The sequence below is a fragment of the Akkermansia sp. N21116 genome (assembly GCF_029854705.2).
GTDB lineage: Bacteria > Verrucomicrobiota > Verrucomicrobiia > Verrucomicrobiales > Akkermansiaceae > Akkermansia.
On record NZ_CP139035.1, the window covers coordinates 3,304,978 to 3,326,386 of the forward strand.

The 21,409-nt window shown below is 54.3% G+C and carries 20 protein-coding genes; 12 read left to right on the top strand and 8 right to left on the bottom strand.

Going from position 1 to position 21,409, the window contains the following annotated elements; all coding sequences use genetic code 11:
• Positions 1–78: 78 nt before the first annotated feature.
• From QET93_RS12450 to QET93_RS12480, 7 genes are all read left to right on the top strand, one after another.
• Entirely contained in the window at positions 79–1,371 is a 1,293-nt protein-coding gene (locus QET93_RS12450) for an argininosuccinate synthase (RefSeq protein ID WP_280127405.1), read from the top strand.
• Between the two features lie 132 nt (positions 1,372–1,503).
• Positions 1,504–3,072 (top strand): sulfatase-like hydrolase/transferase, encoded by a 1,569-nt coding sequence (locus QET93_RS12455; RefSeq protein WP_280132455.1) that lies wholly within the window; start codon positions 1,504–1,506, stop codon positions 3,070–3,072.
• A gap of 101 nt (positions 3,073–3,173) precedes the next feature.
• Positions 3,174–4,409, top strand: a complete 1,236-nt coding sequence (gene rsmB, locus QET93_RS12460) for a 16S rRNA (cytosine(967)-C(5))-methyltransferase RsmB (protein WP_280132456.1) — start codon at positions 3,174–3,176, stop codon at positions 4,407–4,409.
• Positions 4,410–4,455: 46 nt separating this feature from the next.
• Positions 4,456–5,220, top strand: a complete 765-nt coding sequence (tpiA, locus tag QET93_RS12465) for a triose-phosphate isomerase (protein ID WP_280127408.1) — start codon at positions 4,456–4,458, stop codon at positions 5,218–5,220.
• 312 nt (positions 5,221–5,532) lie between these two features.
• Positions 5,533–6,024, top strand: a complete 492-nt coding sequence (nrdR, locus tag QET93_RS12470) for a transcriptional regulator NrdR (RefSeq protein ID WP_280127409.1) — start codon at positions 5,533–5,535, stop codon at positions 6,022–6,024.
• Between the two features lie 39 nt (positions 6,025–6,063).
• The gene (locus QET93_RS12475; RefSeq protein WP_280127410.1) at positions 6,064–6,576 is read left to right on the top strand and encodes a hypothetical protein; all 513 of its coding nucleotides are present in this window, start codon (positions 6,064–6,066) and stop codon (positions 6,574–6,576) included.
• A gap of 105 nt (positions 6,577–6,681) precedes the next feature.
• Positions 6,682–8,055: a DEAD/DEAH box helicase gene (locus tag QET93_RS12480; protein WP_280132457.1), complete on the top strand. Its 1,374-nt coding sequence runs from the start codon at positions 6,682–6,684 to the stop codon at positions 8,053–8,055.
• 83 nt (positions 8,056–8,138) lie between these two features.
• Here the strand turns inward: QET93_RS12480 and ispF are convergent, their stop codons facing one another.
• From ispF to QET93_RS12510, 6 genes are read right to left on the bottom strand one after another with little or no spacing between them, the layout of a single operon-like run.
• Positions 8,139–8,657: a 2-C-methyl-D-erythritol 2,4-cyclodiphosphate synthase gene (ispF, locus tag QET93_RS12485; RefSeq protein WP_280127412.1), complete on the bottom strand. Its 519-nt coding sequence runs from the start codon at positions 8,655–8,657 to the stop codon at positions 8,139–8,141.
• A gap of 21 nt (positions 8,658–8,678) precedes the next feature.
• Positions 8,679–9,446 (bottom strand): inositol monophosphatase family protein, encoded by a 768-nt coding sequence (locus QET93_RS12490; protein ID WP_280127413.1) that lies wholly within the window; start codon positions 9,444–9,446, stop codon positions 8,679–8,681.
• A 21-nt stretch (positions 9,447–9,467) separates the two neighbouring features.
• Positions 9,468–11,342 carry a transglycosylase domain-containing protein gene (locus tag QET93_RS12495; RefSeq protein ID WP_280127414.1) on the bottom strand — a complete coding sequence of 625 codons (1,875 nt, stop codon included), beginning with the start codon at positions 11,340–11,342 and terminating at the stop codon, positions 9,468–9,470.
• A 28-nt stretch (positions 11,343–11,370) separates the two neighbouring features.
• A complete protein-coding gene (locus tag QET93_RS12500) occupies positions 11,371–13,824 on the bottom strand; it encodes a tetratricopeptide repeat protein (protein ID WP_280132458.1) in 2,454 nt (817 codons plus the stop codon).
• Positions 13,821–14,273, bottom strand: a complete 453-nt coding sequence (locus tag QET93_RS12505; RefSeq protein WP_280127416.1) for a biopolymer transporter ExbD — start codon at positions 14,271–14,273, stop codon at positions 13,821–13,823. The genes QET93_RS12500 and QET93_RS12505 overlap by 4 nt, the downstream gene beginning before the upstream one ends.
• Before the next feature lie 37 nt (positions 14,274–14,310).
• Positions 14,311–15,108: a MotA/TolQ/ExbB proton channel family protein gene (locus QET93_RS12510; RefSeq protein WP_280127417.1), complete on the bottom strand. Its 798-nt coding sequence runs from the start codon at positions 15,106–15,108 to the stop codon at positions 14,311–14,313.
• 123 nt (positions 15,109–15,231) lie between these two features.
• On the opposite strand from QET93_RS12510, the gene QET93_RS12515 reads away from it, so the two are divergent.
• Both QET93_RS12515 and QET93_RS12520 read left to right on the top strand, forming a co-directional pair.
• Positions 15,232–16,782: an excinuclease ABC subunit UvrC gene (locus QET93_RS12515; RefSeq protein ID WP_345783076.1), complete on the top strand. Its 1,551-nt coding sequence runs from the start codon at positions 15,232–15,234 to the stop codon at positions 16,780–16,782.
• A gap of 13 nt (positions 16,783–16,795) precedes the next feature.
• Positions 16,796–17,233 carry a 23S rRNA (pseudouridine(1915)-N(3))-methyltransferase RlmH gene (locus tag QET93_RS12520; RefSeq protein WP_280127419.1) on the top strand — a complete coding sequence of 146 codons (438 nt, stop codon included), beginning with the start codon at positions 16,796–16,798 and terminating at the stop codon, positions 17,231–17,233.
• A 126-nt stretch (positions 17,234–17,359) separates the two neighbouring features.
• Here QET93_RS12520 and rpsI read toward each other — a convergent pair whose 3' ends face one another.
• Positions 17,360–17,755 carry a 30S ribosomal protein S9 gene (gene rpsI, locus QET93_RS12525; protein ID WP_280127420.1) on the bottom strand — a complete coding sequence of 132 codons (396 nt, stop codon included), beginning with the start codon at positions 17,753–17,755 and terminating at the stop codon, positions 17,360–17,362.
• A gap of 8 nt (positions 17,756–17,763) precedes the next feature.
• Complete coding sequence (gene rplM / locus QET93_RS12530; protein WP_280127421.1) at positions 17,764–18,195, bottom strand: 50S ribosomal protein L13; 432 nt, start codon at positions 18,193–18,195, stop codon at positions 17,764–17,766.
• A gap of 620 nt (positions 18,196–18,815) precedes the next feature.
• On the opposite strand from rplM, the gene infA reads away from it, so the two are divergent.
• The 3 genes from infA to radC all read left to right on the top strand — a co-directional run bounded on the left by infA (position 18,816) and on the right by radC (position 21,336).
• A complete protein-coding gene (gene infA, locus QET93_RS12535) occupies positions 18,816–19,016 on the top strand; it encodes a translation initiation factor IF-1 (protein ID WP_280127513.1) in 201 nt (66 codons plus the stop codon).
• 104 nt (positions 19,017–19,120) lie between these two features.
• Positions 19,121–20,620, top strand: a complete 1,500-nt coding sequence (locus tag QET93_RS12540) for an NAD(P)H-hydrate dehydratase (protein ID WP_280132459.1) — start codon at positions 19,121–19,123, stop codon at positions 20,618–20,620.
• Positions 20,617–21,336, top strand: coding sequence for a DNA repair protein RadC (gene radC, locus QET93_RS12545; protein WP_280127423.1), 720 nt, complete (start codon positions 20,617–20,619; stop codon positions 21,334–21,336). The genes QET93_RS12540 and radC overlap by 4 nt, the downstream gene beginning before the upstream one ends.
• The last annotated feature ends 73 nt before the right edge of the window (positions 21,337–21,409 follow it).

A 21,409-nucleotide genomic window follows, 5' to 3' on the forward strand; every position in this document is an offset into this window, starting at 1 on the left:
CGTTCAGTTTTGTGCAGTTTGGGCTTTCCCCGGCCATGAAAATGATGCAGAGTCCCCAAGGACTATTTCCGATCAATTATGAAAATCGTCGTTGCTTACTCTGGTGGTCTTGACACTTCCGTTTTGCTGAAGTGGCTCAAGGAAAAATATAACGCCGAAATCATCGCCTATTGCGCAGACGTAGGTCAGGAAGAAGAACTCGACGGCCTCGAAGAAAAGGCCCTCAAGACCGGCGCTTCCAAGTGCTACATCGACGACCTGAAGGAAGACTTCGCCAAGAACTACATCTTCCCGATGTTCCAGGCCAACGCCCTCTACGAAGGCCGTTACCTGCTTGGTACCTCGATCGCCCGCCCCTGCATCACGCGCAACATGCTCGACATCGCCATCAAGGAAGGTGCCGATGCCATTGCACACGGTGCCACCGGCAAGGGCAATGACCAGGTTCGCTTTGAACTTGCAGCCAATGCACTGGCACCCAACATCAAGGTCATCGCTCCGTGGCGCGACGCTGAATTCCGCAAGCAGTTCCCCGGGCGTACGGAAATGATCGCCTACGCCGAAGAGCACAACATCCCGATCCGCCAGTCCCTCAAGAAGCCCTACTCCATGGACCGCAACCTGCTTCATATTTCCTTTGAAGCCGGCATGCTTGAAGACACCTGGTACGACGGCACCACGGAAGTGGACAAAAACATGTACGTCCTCTCCGTCGCTCCGGAAGACGCACCCGACAAGCCCGAGTACATCCAGTGCCTCTTTGAAAAGGGAAATATCGTCGGCATCCAGTGCGAAGGCATGGCTGAAATCCTTGCCAAGCACAATGTGAAGCCCCTGGGCGAACGCGACGGTTACACCCTCCTTTCCCCGCTCGGCGTCATGTATGTTCTGAACGAATTGGGGGGACGGAACGGCATCGGTCGCGTCGACATCGTCGAAAACCGCTTTGTCGGCATGAAAAGCCGCGGTATCTACGAAACCCCCGGAGGTACAATCATCCTCGCCGCACACCGCGATATTGAAACCCTGACCATGGACCGCGAAGCCCAGAAAGTGCGCGACTCCCTGATCCCGGACTACGCCTCCGCCGTGTACAACGGCTTCTGGTTCTCCCCGGAACGCGAAGCTATTCAGGCTCTTGTCACCAAGACTCAGGAAACCGTTAACGGTGAAGTCCGTCTCAAGCTCTACAAGGGCAACGTCATGTTCGCCGGACGCCGATCCGCCAACACACTTTACTCCGAAGACATCGCCACAATGGAAGGCGGTCACGAAGAACTGTACAACCAAGATGACGCTACGGGATTCATCTCTCTTAACGGACTTCGTCTTAAGCAGTTCAGTCGAGCTAACAAGCCTTACGGCAACTAAGGTTTTTCATATCCACAGCACTTTTTGCATCCAACCGTCCGGGACTCCATCCCGGGCGGTTTTGTTTTCCTGGCAAGATTGACAGATTTCAGTCTGTGAAAGACATCCCCTTCCTGTTACGTATACATAGTGATGAGACTCCCCATTCTCCTTTTCCTCTTTCTGCTCCTGGTCGCAGGCAGCCTTCAATCCCATAGCGCTTCACCGCGGCAACCCAACATTGTCTTCATCTATGCAGATGACCTTGGCATGGGAATGCTCGGGTGCTACGGTCAGCAAATCGTCAAGACTCCAAACATTGATCGTCTCGCAGACCAGGGCATCACTTTTACGCGCGTGTACAGCAGCCAGTACTGTTGTCCGGCGCGGGCCAGCCTGTTGATGGGCGTCCACGACAGCCATGCCAATTCCTACACGCAAACCCGGGGCGGACTTGTCACAGCCATGGAACAAAACAAGTGGTCGCCGGAGGAATTTTCTCAAAAAGCGGAGTCCGCTTCTACCATTAAGCCCTCGCCCAATGAAGTTTTCCTGCCTCAACTCCTGAAGAAAGCCGGCTACGTCACCGGGCAGTTCGGCAAGCTCGACTGGGGGTTTACCACTTGGCCCGGCGAACTCAAACGCCATGGATGGGACCATTACACCGGCTACATGGATCATGAACGCGCCCATGGTTTCTACCCGACTTTTCTCTGGAAAGACGGAGGTATCCTCCCCCTACCCGGCAACACGCGCATCGATGCCGGAGTTACTCCAGAACAATATGCCGAAGGAGCCACGGCTAAACGCCGCGGAAACCGAAAAGGTAAAGAAACCTACGCTCCCGACGTCATGCTGAAAGAGGCTCTCAACTTCATGGAGGCAAACCGGAGAAAACCCATCTTCCTGTTTTTTTCCACCAACCTCCCCCATGGCCCTGTCGACATCCCGCCCCATGAAAACATCTACCGCGACAACACCGCCATCCAGGATGCCTATGCAAGTGCCTCCGGCAACAATCGCGAATGCGCCGCTGCTGCCGAAGAATACGCATCCATGGTCGCCAAGCTCGACAACCAGGTAGGAGCCCTCGTCAACAAAGCCAAGCAACTCGGTATCGCGGATCATACCATCTTCATCTTCGCTGCCGACAACGGTCACGAAATCTACTACCGAACCGATAAGGGACGAGGGCGAGGACTGAACTATCATGGCGGTATTCTTGATGCCACGGGAGAAGTACTTGACGTTTTCCGAGCCAACAGGGGAACCATCGGACCGAACGGGAAAATGGTCGATTTGGCCGGGCTCAAGTGGACCAATCACGAAGGAGGCATCCGGATTCCTCTCATTGTCTCCTGTCCCGGTACTATCCCCCAGGGTAAAGTCTGCCGTAGTATGATTGCTAACTACGACCACATGGCGACATTCGCGGAACTTGCCGGCATTCCGATGCCGGCAGGCAAGGATTCCGTCTCCTATGCCCCTGTCCTGCAGGGCAAACCGATCAAGAAAGAACACCAGCATGTCGTCATCGACCACAGCGTTATCACCAGAGATGGCTGGAAACTGACCAGAAAAGGCAACGACTGGCTTCTCTTCAACCTCACCAAAGATCCGGGAGAACGTCGTAATCTTGCCACGGAACAACCGGACAAGCTCCGGCATATGCAAGATCTGTACAAACGTGAAGTCGGCAGCCCGCGTCAGGATAAATCCTGAATTGCGCTGCCACCGGAATTTCCCGCTACTTCCTTGATTCTTCCCTATCTGCTCCGGATTCTGCTTTGTACATTCCCGGTCCCTGTGATACCCTCGCGCCAGTGGAAAAGAACCCTACACCCCGTCAAGTCGCCCTGCAATGCCTCCAGAAATGGGAAGCAGGTAATGCCTTTGCGGAGACAATCATCGATCAGACGGCCGACAAAGCCAGACTGGCTACAAGCGACCGCAACCTCATGCAGGCCGTCGTCTTCGGCGTTCTGCGCAACAAAACATGGCTCGACTATGTTCTGGGGAATCTCAGACAAGGCAGACTCGATCAGCAAACGCGCATCATCCTGGAAATCGGCCTTTGTCAAATCTTTCTCATGCGCCTCGCCAAACACGCAGCCGTCTTCGAAACTGTCAATATCGCTCCCGAAAAAACGCGCGGTCTCGTCAACGCCATTCTCCGCAACGCCCTCCGTCGCGAAGAAGAACTCCTGGCCGAACGGAACACCCTCCCCCTCGACATCCGTTTTTCTACCCCCAAATGGCTCGTCTCCCGCTGGATTGAGGCCTTCGGAGAGAGAGATACGATTGCCATGCTGGAACTTAATAACCAGCCGCCCTCTTTCTATGTCCGCCGCAACCCCTTGATCGAACTGGCGGACGATCCCCGTTCCCTCGTCCCGCTTGACAACATTCCCGGCTGGTATTCCGTCAACGGTCCTCTGCCCCTGGACGACATCCGTTCCGGAGCCCTCTATGTCGCCGACCCTTCCACGCGCTATGCCGTAGAGCTTCTGGATCCCAAACCCGGGGAACGTATCCTGGACGCCTGCGCAGCCCCCGGCGGCAAATCCGCAGCTATCATTGCCGCCACTCACGGGCAAGCCCTTCTCACAGCCACCGACATGCATGCGCACCGCCTGCCTGTCCTCTTCGATAACCTTCGACGCCAAGGTTCCGATCTCGTGGAAACCGCCCAGGCCGACTGGACACAGCCCTGTCCTCCCTGCTGGAAGGGTTACTTCGACGCTGTCCTTCTTGATGTCCCCTGTTCCAATACCGGGGTCATCCAGAGAAGAGTCGATGTCCGTTGGAGACTCACACCCAAGGAAATATCCCGTCTTGCCGACATCCAGTTCCTCATTCTGGAGCAAGCGGCCGCCTCCGTCAAAGCCGGAGGACGCCTTGTGTACTCCACCTGTTCCATCGATCGAGAAGAAGACCGGGACGTCATCGACCGATTCCTGGCCGTCCATCCCGACTTCACCTTCCAAAAGGAACAACTCGCCCTACCTTTCCGCGAAATGTCTGACGGGGCCTATGCAGCCCTGCTCATCCGTGCTTGACCTTCCGCCGATTTCGGCAACAATCACCCCCAACTCAATATCAACCATGTCCCGCAAACCCATCATTGCAGCCAACTGGAAAATGAACGTCGGCCCGGCTGAAGCCACCGCCTTCATCGATAAATTCCTCAAGAACATCGACGGCAAGCAGCTCTCCTGCGACGTTGTGATCGCCCCTCCCTTCGTCACTATTCCCACCGTCGTTGCCGAGCTCAAGGGCAATCCGGTCGTCGGAGTCTCCGCCCAGAACGTTTCCGATAAGGACAACGGCGCATTCACCGGTGAAATCTCCACCACGATGCTCAAGGAACTTGGCGTTTCCTACATCATTCTCGGCCACAGCGAACGTCGCCAGTACTACGGTGAAACCGATGCCATCATCAACTCCAAGATCAAGAAGGCCATCGCCGATGGCTTCACTCCCATCTTCTGCATCGGTGAGACCAAGGACGAACGCCTCGGCAACAGACTCGAAGAAGTCCTTACCACACAGCTCACCGGCGGTCTGAAAGACATCCCTGCCGAACAGGCAGCCAACATCGTCATTGCCTACGAACCCGTCTGGGCTATCGGCACCGGCCTCACCGCTACCTCCAAGGAAGCCCAGGAAGCCCATGCTTTCATCCGCAAAGTCCTCGCCGACATCTATTGCCCCGTCACGGCCGACAAGGTCCGTATCCAGTACGGCGGTTCCGTCAAGCCTGACAACGTCAAGGAACTCATGGCCCAGCCCGACATCGACGGAGCTCTCGTTGGCGGGGCCGCCCTGAAGCCCGATTCCTTCACGGCTCTCGTCGAATTCGACAAATAAGCCCACTCAGGCTCACACCATTTATCCAAAGCCCGGACGGTTCATCCCCGCCCGGGCTTTTTCGTTTCAGGAGACCGCATGTTCCTCCAATATCCTGCATGTCGTACCGGAAAAAGATATTCACAATGCCATCGTGGCCTCTTGCCTTGCAAAGCAAGGATTCCCTTCTTCTGCTATGAATATCCTCCCGGAACTTCTTCACAATCGAAGGCGGGTTATTCACTTTGGATAACTTGAATATTTACCTTTGTGTACAATATTTGCTATATAAAATGATTAGACAATACCCTATGTTGTACATATAGTATCGTCATGCGATGCGTACAATGCGGATATCTTGAAGACAAGGTAATCGACTCGCGAATGTCGAAGGACGGCACGACCATCCGTCGCCGTCGTGTCTGCCTGAAGTGCGATTACCGTTATACGACCTACGAACAGATTGAACGAACCGAACTTCGAGTCGTGAAGCGCGACAACCTGCGAGAAGCCTTGAACCGCGAGAAAATCCTCCGGGGCATGGTAAAAGCGTGCGAAAAACGGCCGGTCAGCATGGACCAGCTCGACCGCGCAGCCGATGAGATCGTTTCCGAGCTTCATCGCGACCACCTACGCGAAGTACCCTCGAACGAGATTGGGAAGAAGGTCATCGAAAAACTCTACGCTATCGATCCGGTGGCCTACATCCGCTATGTGTCTGTATACCGTCAGTTCCAGAATGTAGAGGAATTCATTCAGGAAATCAGCCAGATGCAGCATCACAGCACCAATGATCCCCTCCAGCGCAAGCTCCCTATCCTGTAATACGGCAACAACCCCGGACTCCCTACCCTCCCTTCTTCCATGATCTGCTTTAAAAGCAAACGTCCTATCCTCCGTATTGGAGACTGCCTCATTTCCGACTACAACTTCGGATGGCTGGCCGATGCCCTCGATGCAGCGGCTGACGAATTGGAAATGGAACTTCCCTTCCGTGACGATCTTGTCGCCGCCGTCCTAACGTATCTGGAGGAAAGCTGCCCCTGGGAAGTGATGCCCATCGACATGCTCTACAAAAGAATCCGTTCCATGCTGCAAGAGGTAGGTATGGAAAAGCTGGCTGCACACCTGCCGGAGATGTCCCCCCCCGTAAGCGTCAACATCGACGAGATTGCACGGCGCAACCCTCTGCTCCTTTTTTTCGCCAACGATTTGAACCGCGAACTCTCCACCCTGCGCAGCAAGGGCCTCACCCACTACCGCTTCACCGGAGAACGAGAATGTGTGCTGGAAATCCAGGGAAGCCGCCACTGGAACAAGCGCTCCGAAGCCCTGCTCGAAGAAATCCACTTTATCCTTTCCCGTTATCGGGAGTAAGGACCGCTGTCACGGAAATCGTATATTTACAGTGACAGGTCTCTGCCCGTGTGGTTTATTTTCCACCGTACCCGGTTTTAACCGAGAAAACGGCTATCGCTTGCGATGCCTCTTCACAATCCGGGTACGGGCGTTCACTTCATCTGGTTTATTCCACAGAGAAAAACCTGGTTTGCTTTTCGGCGCATTCGCGCCATCGTTGAGCATTGCTTGTCGCAAACGCCGCTCATCATATCCACCATCTACATGGCATCTATTACATCATTCGAGGAGCTCGGTTTGCGCGCTCCCATCCTCGCCGCCCTGACCGGGCTCGGCTATAAGACACCCACCCCCATCCAGGCGGCCTGCATCCCGCTCCTGCTGGAAAGCAGGGACATCATCGGTCTCGCTCAGACAGGCACCGGCAAAACGGCTGCTTTCGCCCTGCCCCTGATCCAACGCTTCTCAATGCAACGTGTACCGTTGCGCAAAGGCAAAATCCGCTCGCTCATCCTGAGCCCGACCCGCGAGCTTGCCCAGCAGATCTACGATAACATCATCTCCTATTCCCGCGGTCTTTCCATCACATCCTCAGTCATGTTCGGCGGCGTCGGCTATAGCCCGCAAACAAAGGCTCTGTCCCGCGGACTCGACATTCTGGTCGCCACCCCCGGACGCCTGATGGACCACATGGAGCGCGGCAATGTCAACCTGTCGGAGGTCGAAGTCCTCGTTCTCGACGAAGCCGACCGCATGCTGGACATGGGGTTTGCCCCGGCCATCAAAAAGATTGCCGCCAAGTTGCCGCCGCAACGGCACACCCAGCTTTTCTCTGCTACCATGCCGCCAAAAATCCGCATGCTGACCGAACAAATGCTCCGGAATCCCGAAACGGTAGCCGTCACCCCTCCCACGATGACGGCCGACAAGATTGAGCAAAGCATCTACCATGTCGATACCCAGGCCGACAAAAAGAACTATATTCTGACTCTCCTTCAGGAAACCCATCAGAACGACGACCGAGTCCTGATCTTTACACGTACCAAGCATGGCGCCGACCGTCTGGCCAAATTCCTGACGAAAAACGAGTTTCCCTCCTCCGCCATCCATGGAGACAAAACCCAGGGAGCGCGCGAACGCATGCTGAAAGCATTCAAAACGGGAGACACTCCCATCCTGATCGCCACCGATCTCGCCTCACGCGGCATCGATGTCAAGGGAATCAACCTCGTCATCAACCACGATCTGCCGAATGAACCGGAAGTATACATCCACCGCATCGGCCGCACAGCAAGAGCCGGAGCAGAAGGACAGGCTCTGTCTTTTTGCTCACCGGATGAAGTTCCCTACTGCCGGGACATTCAGAAGCTAATCGGCAAAAGACTGCCCCTGCATAAAAACAGCGGGCCGGAACCCAGGCCTCTTGTAAAAGAGCCTTCCGTCCCTGCCTCAAAATCTCGTAGCAGGAGACGCGACTTCTCCCGTAGACGCGGTTGATCACACCCTTTTGAAACAAAACAAATGCAGCCGGCAAGGTTTCCTACCCTGCCGGCTGTTCACATTCGGGTAAAGAAGGAAAATCAATCAAGATCCCGTACTTCCGGGAGCATAATGGAGGCCACTGCGAACGCCGCTATACCTTCTCCACGGCCAATGCAACCGAGTCGTTCGTTCGTCGTCGCCTTGATGCCGACACGAACCGTCGGCAAGACGAGGACAGAGGCAAGCTGCTGTTTCATCGCTTCCAGATACGGAGCAATTTTCGGAGCCTCGGCAATGATAGAGGAATCCACGTTGACGATGCGACCTCCCTGTCTGCGAACTTCGTCTACCGCTTTGGAAACAATCTCCAAAGAGCAGATATCCTTGCAGGAGGGATCCCCGGGAGGAAACCAGAAACCGATGTCGGGCAATCCGGCGGCACCAAGAATGGCATCGGCGATGGCATGGCAAAGCACATCCGCATCGGAATGTCCATCCAGTCCCTTCCCTTCCGGGATATGAACGCCTCCCAGCATCAGGGGACGGGGTTGTTCGGCGAAACGGTGGATATCATAACCGATTCCCGACAGATGAAGCATGGTCTGCGCGCTACTCATAATGAATGGTATTGGTTTAAATTATTCTTCGAGGGATTCTACAATAGGAATATGGCCGTTCCAGGCAATGATGGCGAATTGCTCCGGATTTTCCGGTTTCGGATCCAGGATCACCGTACCGCCCGCTGCTTCCACAAGAATCTTGCCTGCCGCAATGTCCCAGATGGAGATGACGCTTTCCACATAAGCATCAAAACGCCCGCAAGCAATGTACGCCATAGCGAGGGCAGCGGAACCGTTGTTGCGTACCTTGCGTACCTTCCAGGCGACTTTCGCAAAGCGTTCGATGCCCTTTTCCTTCGAACCGTCCGTTTTACCGTGTCCAACAAAGACAACGGCTTCCGCCATCTTTGTCCGGGAACTACAGGAAATAACTTTCCCGTTCTTACAGGCGGGTCCGCCCTTTTCCGCATGCCAGCATTCATCCATCATGGGGTCGTAAATAACACCCAGGACAATTTCACCCCGACGGCGCAAAGCAATGGAAACGCAAAACCACGGAATACCGTAATAATAGTTCACCGTCCCGTCGATGGGATCCACGATCCACTCACAATCGGAACCGCTATTCCCCGCACGGCCTTCTTCTCCCAAAACGGAGTGTTCGGGAAAAGCACCGAGGATGATTCCCGTAATCAAATTCTGAGAGAGTTTGTCCAGCTCGATCTTGATGTCATTCTGACTCTCTTCATCCACCTTCTTGGTATCGTCAAAATGTTCTTTGAGGAAAGCACCTGCCGATTTTGCTGCCTGAATGGCAACAGCCATCTCCGGAGAATATGTAATCATAGTAGTTAGAGTAATTGAGAATTAAGACTGTTGACCGGAAGACGCATTTGCCTCTCCATCTGAATGAGAGGAAGAGTCGGCAGGCGGGATATCCCGGTTATCCGTAACTTCCTGTTCCTTTTGCATCTGTCCCTTTTTCCTGGCTTCCGCCTGCTTATAGCGATCCATCATCGCCGTATAAAGTTTCATCGACAAACGGGAAGAGAGAGAAGACATAGAGGAGGCAACACCCTTCTTTGATTCATAAACCGCACCGTCGCGATCAAACCCGACCCAGACAAACACCGAACGCCTCCCTCCCATGCGGGCGGAAAAAAAACCTCCTCCATCAGGTAACCGGCCTTGCAGGGAAAGCAGCTTCGTCCGTATATTCAGGGAAAAAGGAGGCAATCCCGAAACGATACGGGCGGCCTCGCGAGGGAGAATCTCCCGACCTTCGTCTTCGTGATTCTGATCCGAAGAAAAAACGAGGGCCTTCCTGCCGGTCGCTACCTTCATAATAGCGTTCAATGGCACATTACGACCCTTTTGTTGAATAACCATCAAGGACCGAACGGCATCTGCCATCATCATGTCGAACTGACCGCTATATAAATCGTCGCTATCCGGCATCTCCGCCCGGATCCCCGCCATCTCGGCAATTTCCTTGGTTCTGCGATAACCGACGGCGCGACCGGTAGCTACAGGCGCATTCCGTATAATATTCCTTCCCCGGTCCGCAGCTCCGAGATTCACGAGAGGAACGAACAGGAAACCCGCCTTTCTCTTCGCATGCCAGCGGTCCACACCGTCGAGGGGGCAGCGGCCGCCAACGACGGCCAGAATATGCCCCGTTGAAGACTCCACACACATAGCCGCTACCTGAATACATCCTTCGGCCTTGGCATCTACCCGCTTGGGGAGATCCTTCCAGACGGGACTTGCCTCCAGTTCCCTCAATTCGTTTTCACAGGAACGTTCCAGTTCGCGTTGTTCTTCGAGATCCAAAGAAGTCAAGACGATGAGGCTGGATGTCTCTTCCTCCCTTTCCTCCTGAAGATGTTCCATCTCTCCGGCAATCCACATGGCGGGATAGGACATCATGAAATCGTCTCCGGTCTTGCGTAATTCCATCGGAGCTCCTTTGGCTTCTTCGCATTCCTCGGGAGAAATAAAACCGCAGGCTTCCATGCGATCCAGCGTATCGTTGCGCTCCCGAATAGAAGCCGCTTTGTCCGTAACTGGGTTGAAAATTGAGGGACCGCGCACCAGGCCGGCCAAGGTTGCACACTCGGCGAGATTAAGATCGGATACCTTTTTGCCGAAATAAGTTCTCGCCGCCTGGGCCACGCCATAACAACGCTGACCGAAATAGATCCTGTTCAAATAGGATGTCAGGATCGTATCCTTGTCAAACCTGGATTCAATCCGGCGAGACAAGGCCATTTCCAGAATCTTGCGGTCAATGGTCTTATCTTTCAACTCATAGCAGTTCCGTGCAAGCTGCATGGTAATAGTAGAGCCACCCTGGGCATAGGACATGGACGTCAGATTGCGCAACATGGAGCGAATCATGGACGTATAGACAATGCCGCCATGATCAAAAAAATCCTCATCTTCACGTGCAATGAAAGCATGGACGAGACATTCAGGCAAATCCTCCCGGGACACATTGACACGCGCTTCCGTGGAAAGCGGACCAATCAGTTTCCCCTGACTATCATAGGCGAGGCAATTTTCGAGCCGGGTCGTAATTTCGTCAAGATCGAAGCTGTTGGCACGATAGGCATAAACTCCCAGAATGATCGCAATACCCAGCGGGATGAGACCGAGAAACAACAGTAAACGAACTACGCGAGCCGGGAAGAAACCCAGCCAGTCGTACCATCGCTTTTTCCTGTTCCCTTCCTCAAACATGGCGGATCATTGCACGATACGCCCGGAGCTAGCGGGCCTGACCAGGCAATTCCTGGTTTTCATTGGGTTTCCAGCCCGGGAATTCCTTATCCAGCGTACTCCTGAACTGACCGGCTTCCTGAGACCGACCGGCTTTTTCCAAAGCGGCGGCGGCTTTGTAGAGAGCCTGGGGCTTCAGCTCCTTGTCGGAAACGAACAACTCTGCCGTCGTCCCATAGTACTTGGCAGCTTCATCAAACTTCTTTTCCGCGTAACAAATATCGCCCAAAACAATTTTGAGGGACGCCATCAGAGGGCCTTCCACACCAAGGGTTAGAGCATCTTCCGCTACTTTACGGGCTTCATCGTACTTGGTCATGCCCAGCAGGATGGACGCCTTGTCCAACAAGGCATCCGCCTTACGATAAGGCATGGTCTCCTCGGCAAGATACATGTCGACGGCAACCAGGGCACGGTCATAGCGTTTCAGGGCAAGACGTGCTTTAGCCAGGTTTTTCCAGATCACACGCTTGGCATCCTTGAATTCGTCGTTGCGAGTCGCAATCGTCAGGTACTTGTCGGCAATACGGTAGTCCTTGCTACTGTATGCCTGCAAACCCAGCCAGGCGGGAATAGCCTCCGGGATGGAAAGGAGGGATTTGGGATATTTGTCGCTGAGAGCCTCCAGGGAAGCTCGAAGCTGGGTTGCATTTTGAAGCTGATAATACGTCAGAACAAGAAGGACTCCAACCTGCTCCCCGTATTTTTCAGGATTCAGCGTCCGGGCTTCCTCAAGATTGGGAATGGCCTTGTCGTAATCCTTCTTGTCGAAATATCCTCGTCCTACCATAAAACGAGCCTCGGCAAGAGCCGCCGGCATGGCTTTCGGAAAATTCTTGAGCAACCCTTCATAATGGTCGATCATCTTGGTCATGTCCTGGCGACGCATGTAAATCTGAGCAGCCTTCTGCCAGGAAGCGGCGGCAGCTTCATGCCGGGGCCATCTTTTGATCACTTCTTCAAAGTCATCCAAGGCCTGAGCCTCGTTGTTCAACAACATCTGCATGTCACCGCGAAAGGCAATCGCTGTCGGAATACGGGGGTCCTTCGGATTATCCGCAATAAACTGATTGCAAAGTTTTACGGCATCGGCACGACTACCGGCCATCCCAAGCGCCCAGGCACTCTTGTAAAAGATGTCGGCATGCATCTTGACGGGAAGCTTTTCCGTGTGGATAGCTGCGTAGTACTTGGCGGCTTCTCCCGGGTTCTTGTCGAATAGATTTTCCGCCACCATCAGGCGCACCATTTCCGGCCACACGCTCGTAGGAAATGCGGACGCATAGGCCGAAAGGAACGACTGGGCGGCAGGAGGAAGGGAAGCTTGATCAAGTTCATTGATACAGAGCAGTTTTCGATATCCTGCCTCCATCGCCAGCTCCGTATTCGGATAAACGTGTTCCGCTCCGGCAAAAAGAATCCGGGCTCGGTCATAGTCCTTCTGCTGGAAATAGGCCAAACCGACCAGCATCTTGCGCTTCGCCTCCTGGGCTTTATCCTCGAAGTCGTGCGTTCCCTGCTCGTGCATGTCGGTAATATCCTTGTACTTGCCGGCCTTGTACAGGCCGGTCAGGATCCCGACTAACGCGGAATTCGCCTGTCCGGCCAATTCGGGGGTCCGGAGGATCGTGTTGTAATACGCCTTGGCTTCGTTGCTCTTGTTCAATTTGGAAGCGAGAGTCGCCGCCTGGACAAGGACAGTACCTCGAACCTTGGAATCAAGGCCTTCCATCTTCAAAAGATTCTTGTAGAGGTCATAAGCCTCCGTATATTTTCCCTCTTCGCTCAAAAGCCCGGCAAGAGCCATGGCTGAGGACTGGCGAAATTCCGGTCTGGCCTGGGTATCGTCGCTCACCGCGCGGAATTGGGCTTCAGCCTCGGCTTTTTTACCTAGTTCCTGATACACGCGCCCCAGGCGGTACATGGCATCCACCTTCAATTCCGGGCGATCGGCATTCTTGATCACGGCTTCGTAGAAACGCTGGGCATTAGCCCAGTCGGCCCCCTTGTAGGCTTCCGTTGCCAGACGATAGGCCGCAGCAGCGGCAATCGTACCCTGATACCGCTGCAGAATGGATGCGAACGTCTGGTACGCGTCCGCACGGCGGTCCGCCTCCATCAGGCAATTGGCCAAACGGTACATGGCAAGAGGAGCTTCTTGAGCGTCGGGGAAACGGCGGACAAATTCCGAGTAGCGCTCAGCCGCCAGCAACATGCTCCGTTTGTATTCTTCGGGATTTCTCCGCATTTCCGGAGTTTGGGCCTGGGCATACAGGATGTCGCCGAGTTTGAGGAGATCCGCCTTTTCATCAACCTTCAAGGTAGCATTTTCATCTTCGACGGGCAGCGCGGCAGGAATTTCTTCCTGAGCAAGGAGAAAAGGCGCGGCAAACGCGGCGGAACAGGAAGCAAAAATAGTTTTGGACAGTAGGGAGAACTTCATGATCCTGAGGATTTGGACTGTTCGGGACCCGTGTAGGATCCGGGTTTTCTGGTTGAGAAAGACATATTCCAGATACCGGCCTTCAGACAGGTATCCATCACGTCAACAATATGCTGGTAAGGTGCTTCGGCATCGCCACGAATGCGTACGGGCTGGTTTTCCGCCAGTTTGGCGATCGTCACCAGTTTAGGATAAAGTTGTTCGAGCGTGTAGACCTGGCGATTGATCGTCACACGACCATCTTTGTGGACATTGAGGATAATCTCATTGATTGCCCGGGAATCTTTCTTCTCCGCATGCTCGGCGGAAGGCACTTTCACCTTGAGATCCTGCTCCGTCAGGGAAATCGTCTGCGTCACCACGAAGAAAATCAACAGCAGGAATACAATATCCAGCATGGGAGCCAGCTGGAACCCGACAGGAGCCGGCATGGTGTAGCGGAATTTCATGGGCAGGCAGTATCTTCCTTGTTCGTTAATTCATTTATTACAAACCGCGTACATCTCTCAAAGAAGCCGCGTCGACTTCCATATTGGGGAGATCCTGTTCCACAATGCCACGGCCCGTATCATTGTACAATCTGCGACGCTGATTCTGAATAGAAATAACCGTCAAATCGTGCGTCACGGCAGCTTCCATATCACCGATGCGCTTGTTGACACGACTACGGAAATACACGTAGGCAACCAATGCTGGAATGCCCAGCATCAAACCGCCGGCCGTCGTAATCAGAGCTTCAGCCACACCTCCGGCCATTTCCATTTGCTTGACTCCTTCAAAGTTGCCATTGGAAATCTCAAAAAACGTCCTCATCATCCCGACAACCGTACCGAGAAGCCCCAGCATCGGAGCCAGGGCGCCGATGTCGGAAAGCCAGGAAATCTGACGAGTCAGCATCCCGGCCTGGCGACCACCCTCTGCAGAAGCTACTTCACGGATTTCGTCAATGGACGCATCGGGATTGCGTTCTATGAATTCCGCCGTAGCCAGCATAATTCTGGAAAAGCAGGAGTCGCGCGAGGCACACAGGACACTCAAGCCCCTGATGTCACGCTTGCGGATGAGGGATTCCGTCTTTTCCACCATGCCGCCCGGCAGGACAGCACGAGAGCTCGTTGTCACGACGACAAGAACAACGACAAGAACGGCAATAATTGAAAGAATGAGAATGGGCCACATGATGAATCCGCCCATATTGAAAAGTTCAATGATGGTATAGGATTTGTCACCGGCAACGAAATCGGTGAGCGAGGTCCCGGTTTGAGCTAGCAGGGAAAAATTCATATTGGTTGTGTGTGATTATACCTATTTCATGCGCAGAGGCAAGGATCGCCCATGAAATATTATGGTAAGTTACGATGCAATGTTCCCTTTTCTTGCCGATTGTGACACATTGCTTCCGTAATCATGCCGGAAAGTTCGCCAAAAGACCTGTGGAGGAAGACTCCGCATTCCCCAGGAGTGTACATCATGAAAGACTCCATGGGAGGAATTATCTACGTCGGCAAGGCCCGCGACCTCAAAAGGAGACTCGCCAACTACTTCTCCCCATCGTCGGCAACCCTTTCCAACCACAAGACCAGGGCACTCATCCATGCCATCGCTTCCTTCGATTACTACGAGACGCGCAACGAACAAGAAGCCCTCCTTCTGGAAAGCAAGTTGATCAAAGACTACCGTCCCCGCTACAACATCCAAATGAAGGATGACAAACGATATCCGCTGATCCGCGTTCCCAAAGGAGAAAATTTTCCCAGATTCCAGCTTACCCGTCTCCGTCGCGACGACGGAGCCCGCTATTTCGGCCCCTTCGCCCATGCAAACGCCTTGTCCGAAACCATCGAATGGCTTAACCGCAAATTCGGACTCCGCATCTGCAAGGCCCGCAACCCCGGCGAAAACGAATTCCGCCATTGCCACGCCGACATTATCCGCAACTGTTCCGCGCCATGCATCGGCCGCATCACCAAGGAAGACTATGCCGAACGATTCCAAACTGCCGCCAGCCTTCTCGAAGGTACCGGACGCAAGGCCATCCTTGACGAACTTGAGCAGGAAATGATGGAAGCCTCAGACCAGCTGCGCTTTGAAGATGCGGCCACTTTGCGCGACATCCGTGACAATCTCGTCAAAACACTGGAACCGGCCCGGAGATTCATGAAAGGTTCTCCCGACCTTCCCGGCACCGTCAAGCCCCGAGAAGACATGGAAGAACTCGGTCGCTTGCTCGGTATGGACCACCCTCCGGAAATTATGGAGTGCTTTGACATCTCCAACGTCTCGTCCAACCACATCGTCGCCTCCATGGTGAGATTCACCCATGGCCGCCCGGATAACCAGGCCTACCGCCGCTACCGGATCAAAAGCGTAGAAGGACAGAACGACTTTGCCTCCATGTCGGAAGTTATCCGCCGGCGTTATTCCCGTATTCTCGGAGAGAGCCAGGCTATCCATCAATGTCCCGATGGAATGTCCCTCTACGCGTGGCTCAAGCAACTTGGTGCGGAAGGCAAAGCTCCCATCAAAGTACCGGACCTCGTCGTCGTCGACGGAGGCAAAGGACAGTTGTCCAACGCTCTCCGGGAGCTGGAAAGAATCGGCCTTCAAGACATGCCCGTCGTCGGCCTAGCCAAACAGCGGGAAGAAATTTTCTTCCCCCACCAAAGCGAACCCCTCACCATCTCCCATGACCGGGGCGCACTGAAACTCATGCAGCGGATCCGCGACGAATCCCACCGCTTTGCCAACAAATACAACGAACTCCTCCTTCGCAAACGTATGCGTGAAAGTATCCTCGACGACTGTCCCGGAATGACACCTCACCGCAAACAAATGCTACTGGAACACTTCGGCACCGTTGCCAAACTCAAAAAAGCTGATGCCGAAGAGATCGCCTCCATCAAAGGTATCTCCAAAAACTGGGCGGCATCACTCCTCACCTGGCTCCGTAGCAATTAAAAATCTCCCTCACATGCAATATCTTATCATTACAGCCGGTAAACCCGCCCTGGCCTACGCAAAGGAAGGAGTCCGCCTCTATACGGAACGTCTGCGCCCCTTCGGCAGAACGGAGCTGAAAATCGTTAAAGACGGCAGCTCGGAAGACGTCTCCGCCCGCCTGCTTGCAGCCAGCGAAGGATGCCTGCGCATCGCCATGGACGAGCGCGGAGAACTCTGGTCCACCGCCCAATTCGTCATGCACACACAACAGTGGCAGCTCCATTCGATCAAGAAAGTAGCCTTCCTCATCGGGGCATCCGACGGACATACCCAGGCACTTCGTTCCCGCTGCGATCACATTCTGGCCCTCAGTAAATTAACCCTTCAACACGAACTCGCCCTCGTCGTCCTCATGGAGCAACTCTACCGGGTTTACACCATCCTCGCCGGTATGCCCTATCACAGATAAATACAGTCCATCATCCTTCTCCAGATTTCTCTTTCAAGAGCATAAAACCGTAAACCAAAAAGAGCGTTCCGTGTTGCACGGAACGCTCTTGCCTTGGAAGAAGAACTCCTTCTTGGAGACCAAGCTTTAGCGCTTGGAGAACTGATAACGCTTACGAGCGCCGGGACGACCAGCCTTCTTGCGTTCCTTCATACGGGAATCGCGGGTCAACAGACCGTATTCACGGAGCTGGGCACGCAACGTTTCATCAACCTGCACCAGAGAGCGGGAAATAGCGAGGCGGATCGCTCCAACCTGACCATGAATACCGCCGCCTTTGGTCACAACCTTCACATCGAACTTATTCATTGTGTTGGTCACCTGGAAAGGCTGAAGAGTAGAATTCTGAAGCTGTACAGTCGGAAGATATTCTTCAAATGTACGGCCATTGATCATAATACGACCGGAACCTTCCGTCAGCCAGGCATGAGCGATGGCGGTTTTACGGCGGCCCGTAGCATTGTAGGGGGTAGTCTGACTCATGATAGCAATTAGTCGATGTTGTAAACGATGGGCTGCTGGGCTTCATGCGGATGTTCGGCACCGGCATAAACCTTCAGTTTAGAAGCCTGGGCACGCCCCAAACGGGTATGGGGCACCATGCCAGTGATAGCAAGCTCCAAAAGAAGTTCCGGGCGACGGGCGCGAATCTTTTTCGGCGTCTCTACTTTCTGCCCGCCAACATAACCCGAGAAACGGGTATAAATCTTGGCGTTTTCCTTATTGCCGGTCAGGACAACCTTATCGGCATTGATGACGATGACGTAATCGCCACAGTCAACGTTCGGGGTGAAAATCGTTTTGTTTTTGCCACGCAGGATGTTAGCCGCTTCCACGGCTACGCGACCAAGCACTTTGCCGGCAGCGTCAATTACATACCACTTGCGCTCTACTTCTTGCGGTTTGGCTGAGAAGGTCTTCATGGTTTCGTTATTCGTTCTCGTTTTCGGCTTCTTGCCGTTTCTTCCAATCAGGGGTGAAGTTACCTAATGTTATTCGGGACTTATGTCAATCGAATTTTCATCTTATCCTGTTTTTTCTCTCATTTCCCGCCCCACTCCATTCTCGAGAGAACGAGCAAACGGGTAAGAAAAATCCTTCTTCGGCACAAGATGCTTGTCTATCGGAATTTATCATCTATACTAAGTCGCGTGCGCGATTTCGCACACAATAGTAACTCAACAAGGAGATCATTATTATTCCCAGTAATTCATCACCCGGCCGGCCCTCAGGGAACGGCAACCGTCCTGCAGGAAAGCCCGGCAACACTTCCGGACCGCGTCAGGGAGCTCCCGGATCGCGACCTGCCGGTACATCCGGACCGCGCCAAGGAACCCCCGGTTCCCGTCCGGGAGCAGCAAAACCAGGCACTGGCGCTGCAAAGCCAGGAACAGGAGTACCTGCTGGCAGATCGACAGCAGGCGGCGGTAGATCCGGCCCGGGACATCCTAAAAGAAGAGGAGGTTCAAGATCCGGAGGCAGACACAATCAGAACAATTGGAAAAAGTCTGAGCCCAAGGATGAAAACGATGCCGAAGAACAAATCGAACTCGAAGGCGTCATCAGTTCCGTACTGGCAGGCACTATGTTCCGCGTCAAATTGCCAAGTGGCCACGAAGTCCTCGCCCACATCTCCGGCAAAATGCGCAAGCGTTTTATCCGTCTCGTCGTCGGAGATAAAGTCCGCATGGAAATGTCTCCCTATGACACGACGAAAGCCCGTATTACGTTCCGAATCGGTTAATTCCCTTCTCCTTGCCTATTTCCCTGATCTTTCCGAAACGTCCGCATCACACTGCGGGCGTTTTTTTGTAGATTTTCCCAGACTTTTCTGCATGATCGGAAACGATGAAAGTATGTAGTTGCCAAGAAATGCAGGTCGCCGAACAACAATTGATCGCGTCAGGCACACCCGCGCTGGATCTCATGAACCAGGCCGCACGAAACATCGCCGAAGCCATCATCCGTTTCTATCCCCAACCCGGCCTATGCATCGCCTTCACCGGAAAAGGCAATAACGGAGGCGATGCCATCGCCGTATTGAACATTCTGCAACAATGCGGATGGGAAGCCGATATCGCCCATCCCTACCCCACCGAAGAATGGGGAGAACTCGCACGGCTCCAGCTTTCGCGCCTATCCCGTCCTTTGTGGAAGAAGGAAACCCATCCCTCCGGCCGGGAATTCCCCCATATCCTCCTGCTGGACGGCCTTCTAGGACTGGGAGCCAAAGGAGACTTACGGCCTGAAATTGCCGCCTGCTGCCGTACCATCAACCGCATGAGACAATCCTCCAACGCCTTCCACACCTGGGCTATCGACCTTCCCACGGGAATCGATGGCGACACCGGGGAAGTCTCGGATGACGCCGTTGTCGCAGACCACACATCAGTCATCGGAGGAGTTAAACAGGGACTCCTCGCCGACAGTGCCACATCGTACGCCGGGCGTCTCGTTTCCATCCCCATGGACGGGCTGGAACTCCCGGACTCCTGCAGCGAACGTATCCTGATTGACTCCTATCTGCTACGCCGATTCCCGATCCACCGTCCCTACGAACTCTTTAAAAACCAGGCAGGACATGTTGCCGTCATCGCCGGATCGTACAGCATGCCGGGTGCCGCCAGACTGTGTTCCGAAGCAGCTCTGCGGGCAGGAGCCGGACTCGTAACCCTCTTCGTCACGGAAGAACTTTACCCGATTCTCGCCCCGGCACTTCCTCCGGAAATCATGATCAAGCCAGTCTCCGGTTTCGATCAATGCGAACCGGATCATTACCAAACACTTCTCATCGGCCCCGGATTGGGAACCATTTCCGAAAAAAACGCCCGGATCATCCACGGCTTCATCCGAGAATTCCAAGGAACCATCGTTCTGGATGCCGATGGCCTCAACTGTGCCGCACGGGAAAACTGGACGCTCGGCCCCAATGTCCTGGCAACCCCGCATCCCGGTGAAATGAAACGCCTGCTTCATACAGACACCTCCTGCCTCACCCGGGAAGAAATTGTCCGGGAATTCACCCGACGTCACGAAGCAGCCCTTATTTATAAAGGAGCCCGCTCCATTGTCACTGCATCCGGAGCCCCCGTTTTCTACAACTCGTCAGGCGGACCGGCCATGGCAACAGCCGGACAGGGCGATGTCCTGGCAGGAGTCTGCGCCGGGTGGTGCGCACAGGGCCTGGCACCCGTCCAATCCGCCCTGCTCTCCACCTACCTCTGCGGATGCGCTTCGGAAATCCTCCTGGCAACCAGGCGGCAAACCGAGCAAACCCTTTGTGCGGGCGACACCCTCCGCGCCCTGCCCCTTGCCATCCGTTCCATCTCCGAAGCCTCCCTGCCATGAGTCCTAAACTTCAAGACCTCCCCGACGAATTCCTACCTCGGGAAAAACTTGTCCGCCATGGAAGAGAATCCCTCTCCGCATCCGAACTCATCGCCATTCTTTTGCGGACCGGCACGGCCGGATGCAACGTTCTCGATGTCTCGGCAGAGCTCATCCGCCAAGCGGGATCGCTCGATGCCCTCGCACGCATGGAAGCTTCAGACATCAGCGGGCTAATCAAAGGCATCGGTTCAGCCAAGGCAGCCACCCTGGCCGCCGCCTTCGAGCTGGGAGCTCGGGCCATCCAGGAAGCTTCCAGCCGCATCCCCCTCTCCAGCCCCGATGCAGTCTATGACTACCTCATCAAAGATACCCGCCGCCTGGATCAGGAAGGGGTTTTCGTCCTCCTGCTCGACACCCGCTCGTGTATCATCCGGAAATGTACCATCTCCCTCGGCTCCCTCAACGAATCCATCGCACACCCGCGTGACATCCTCCGCCCCGCCATTGTTCATCAGGCCCACGCATTCATTCTCGCCCACAACCACCCAAGCGGCAATCCGGCTCCCAGCAGAGCCGACGACCAGACAACAACCCGTATCGCCGATGCCGCCCAACTGCTCGGTATTCAATTCTACGACCACATCATCATGGGAACCCCCACTTCGCTAATGCCCCGCAATTATTATAGTTACAAAGCCAGCGGCATGCTCGGCAAGCATACTTCCCGGCATTGAAAATTCATTGCCGCCTCGGTTACAAAACAAAAAAAACTCTATCTACCAGCAACAAAAAGGGCCGGTCTTTCAC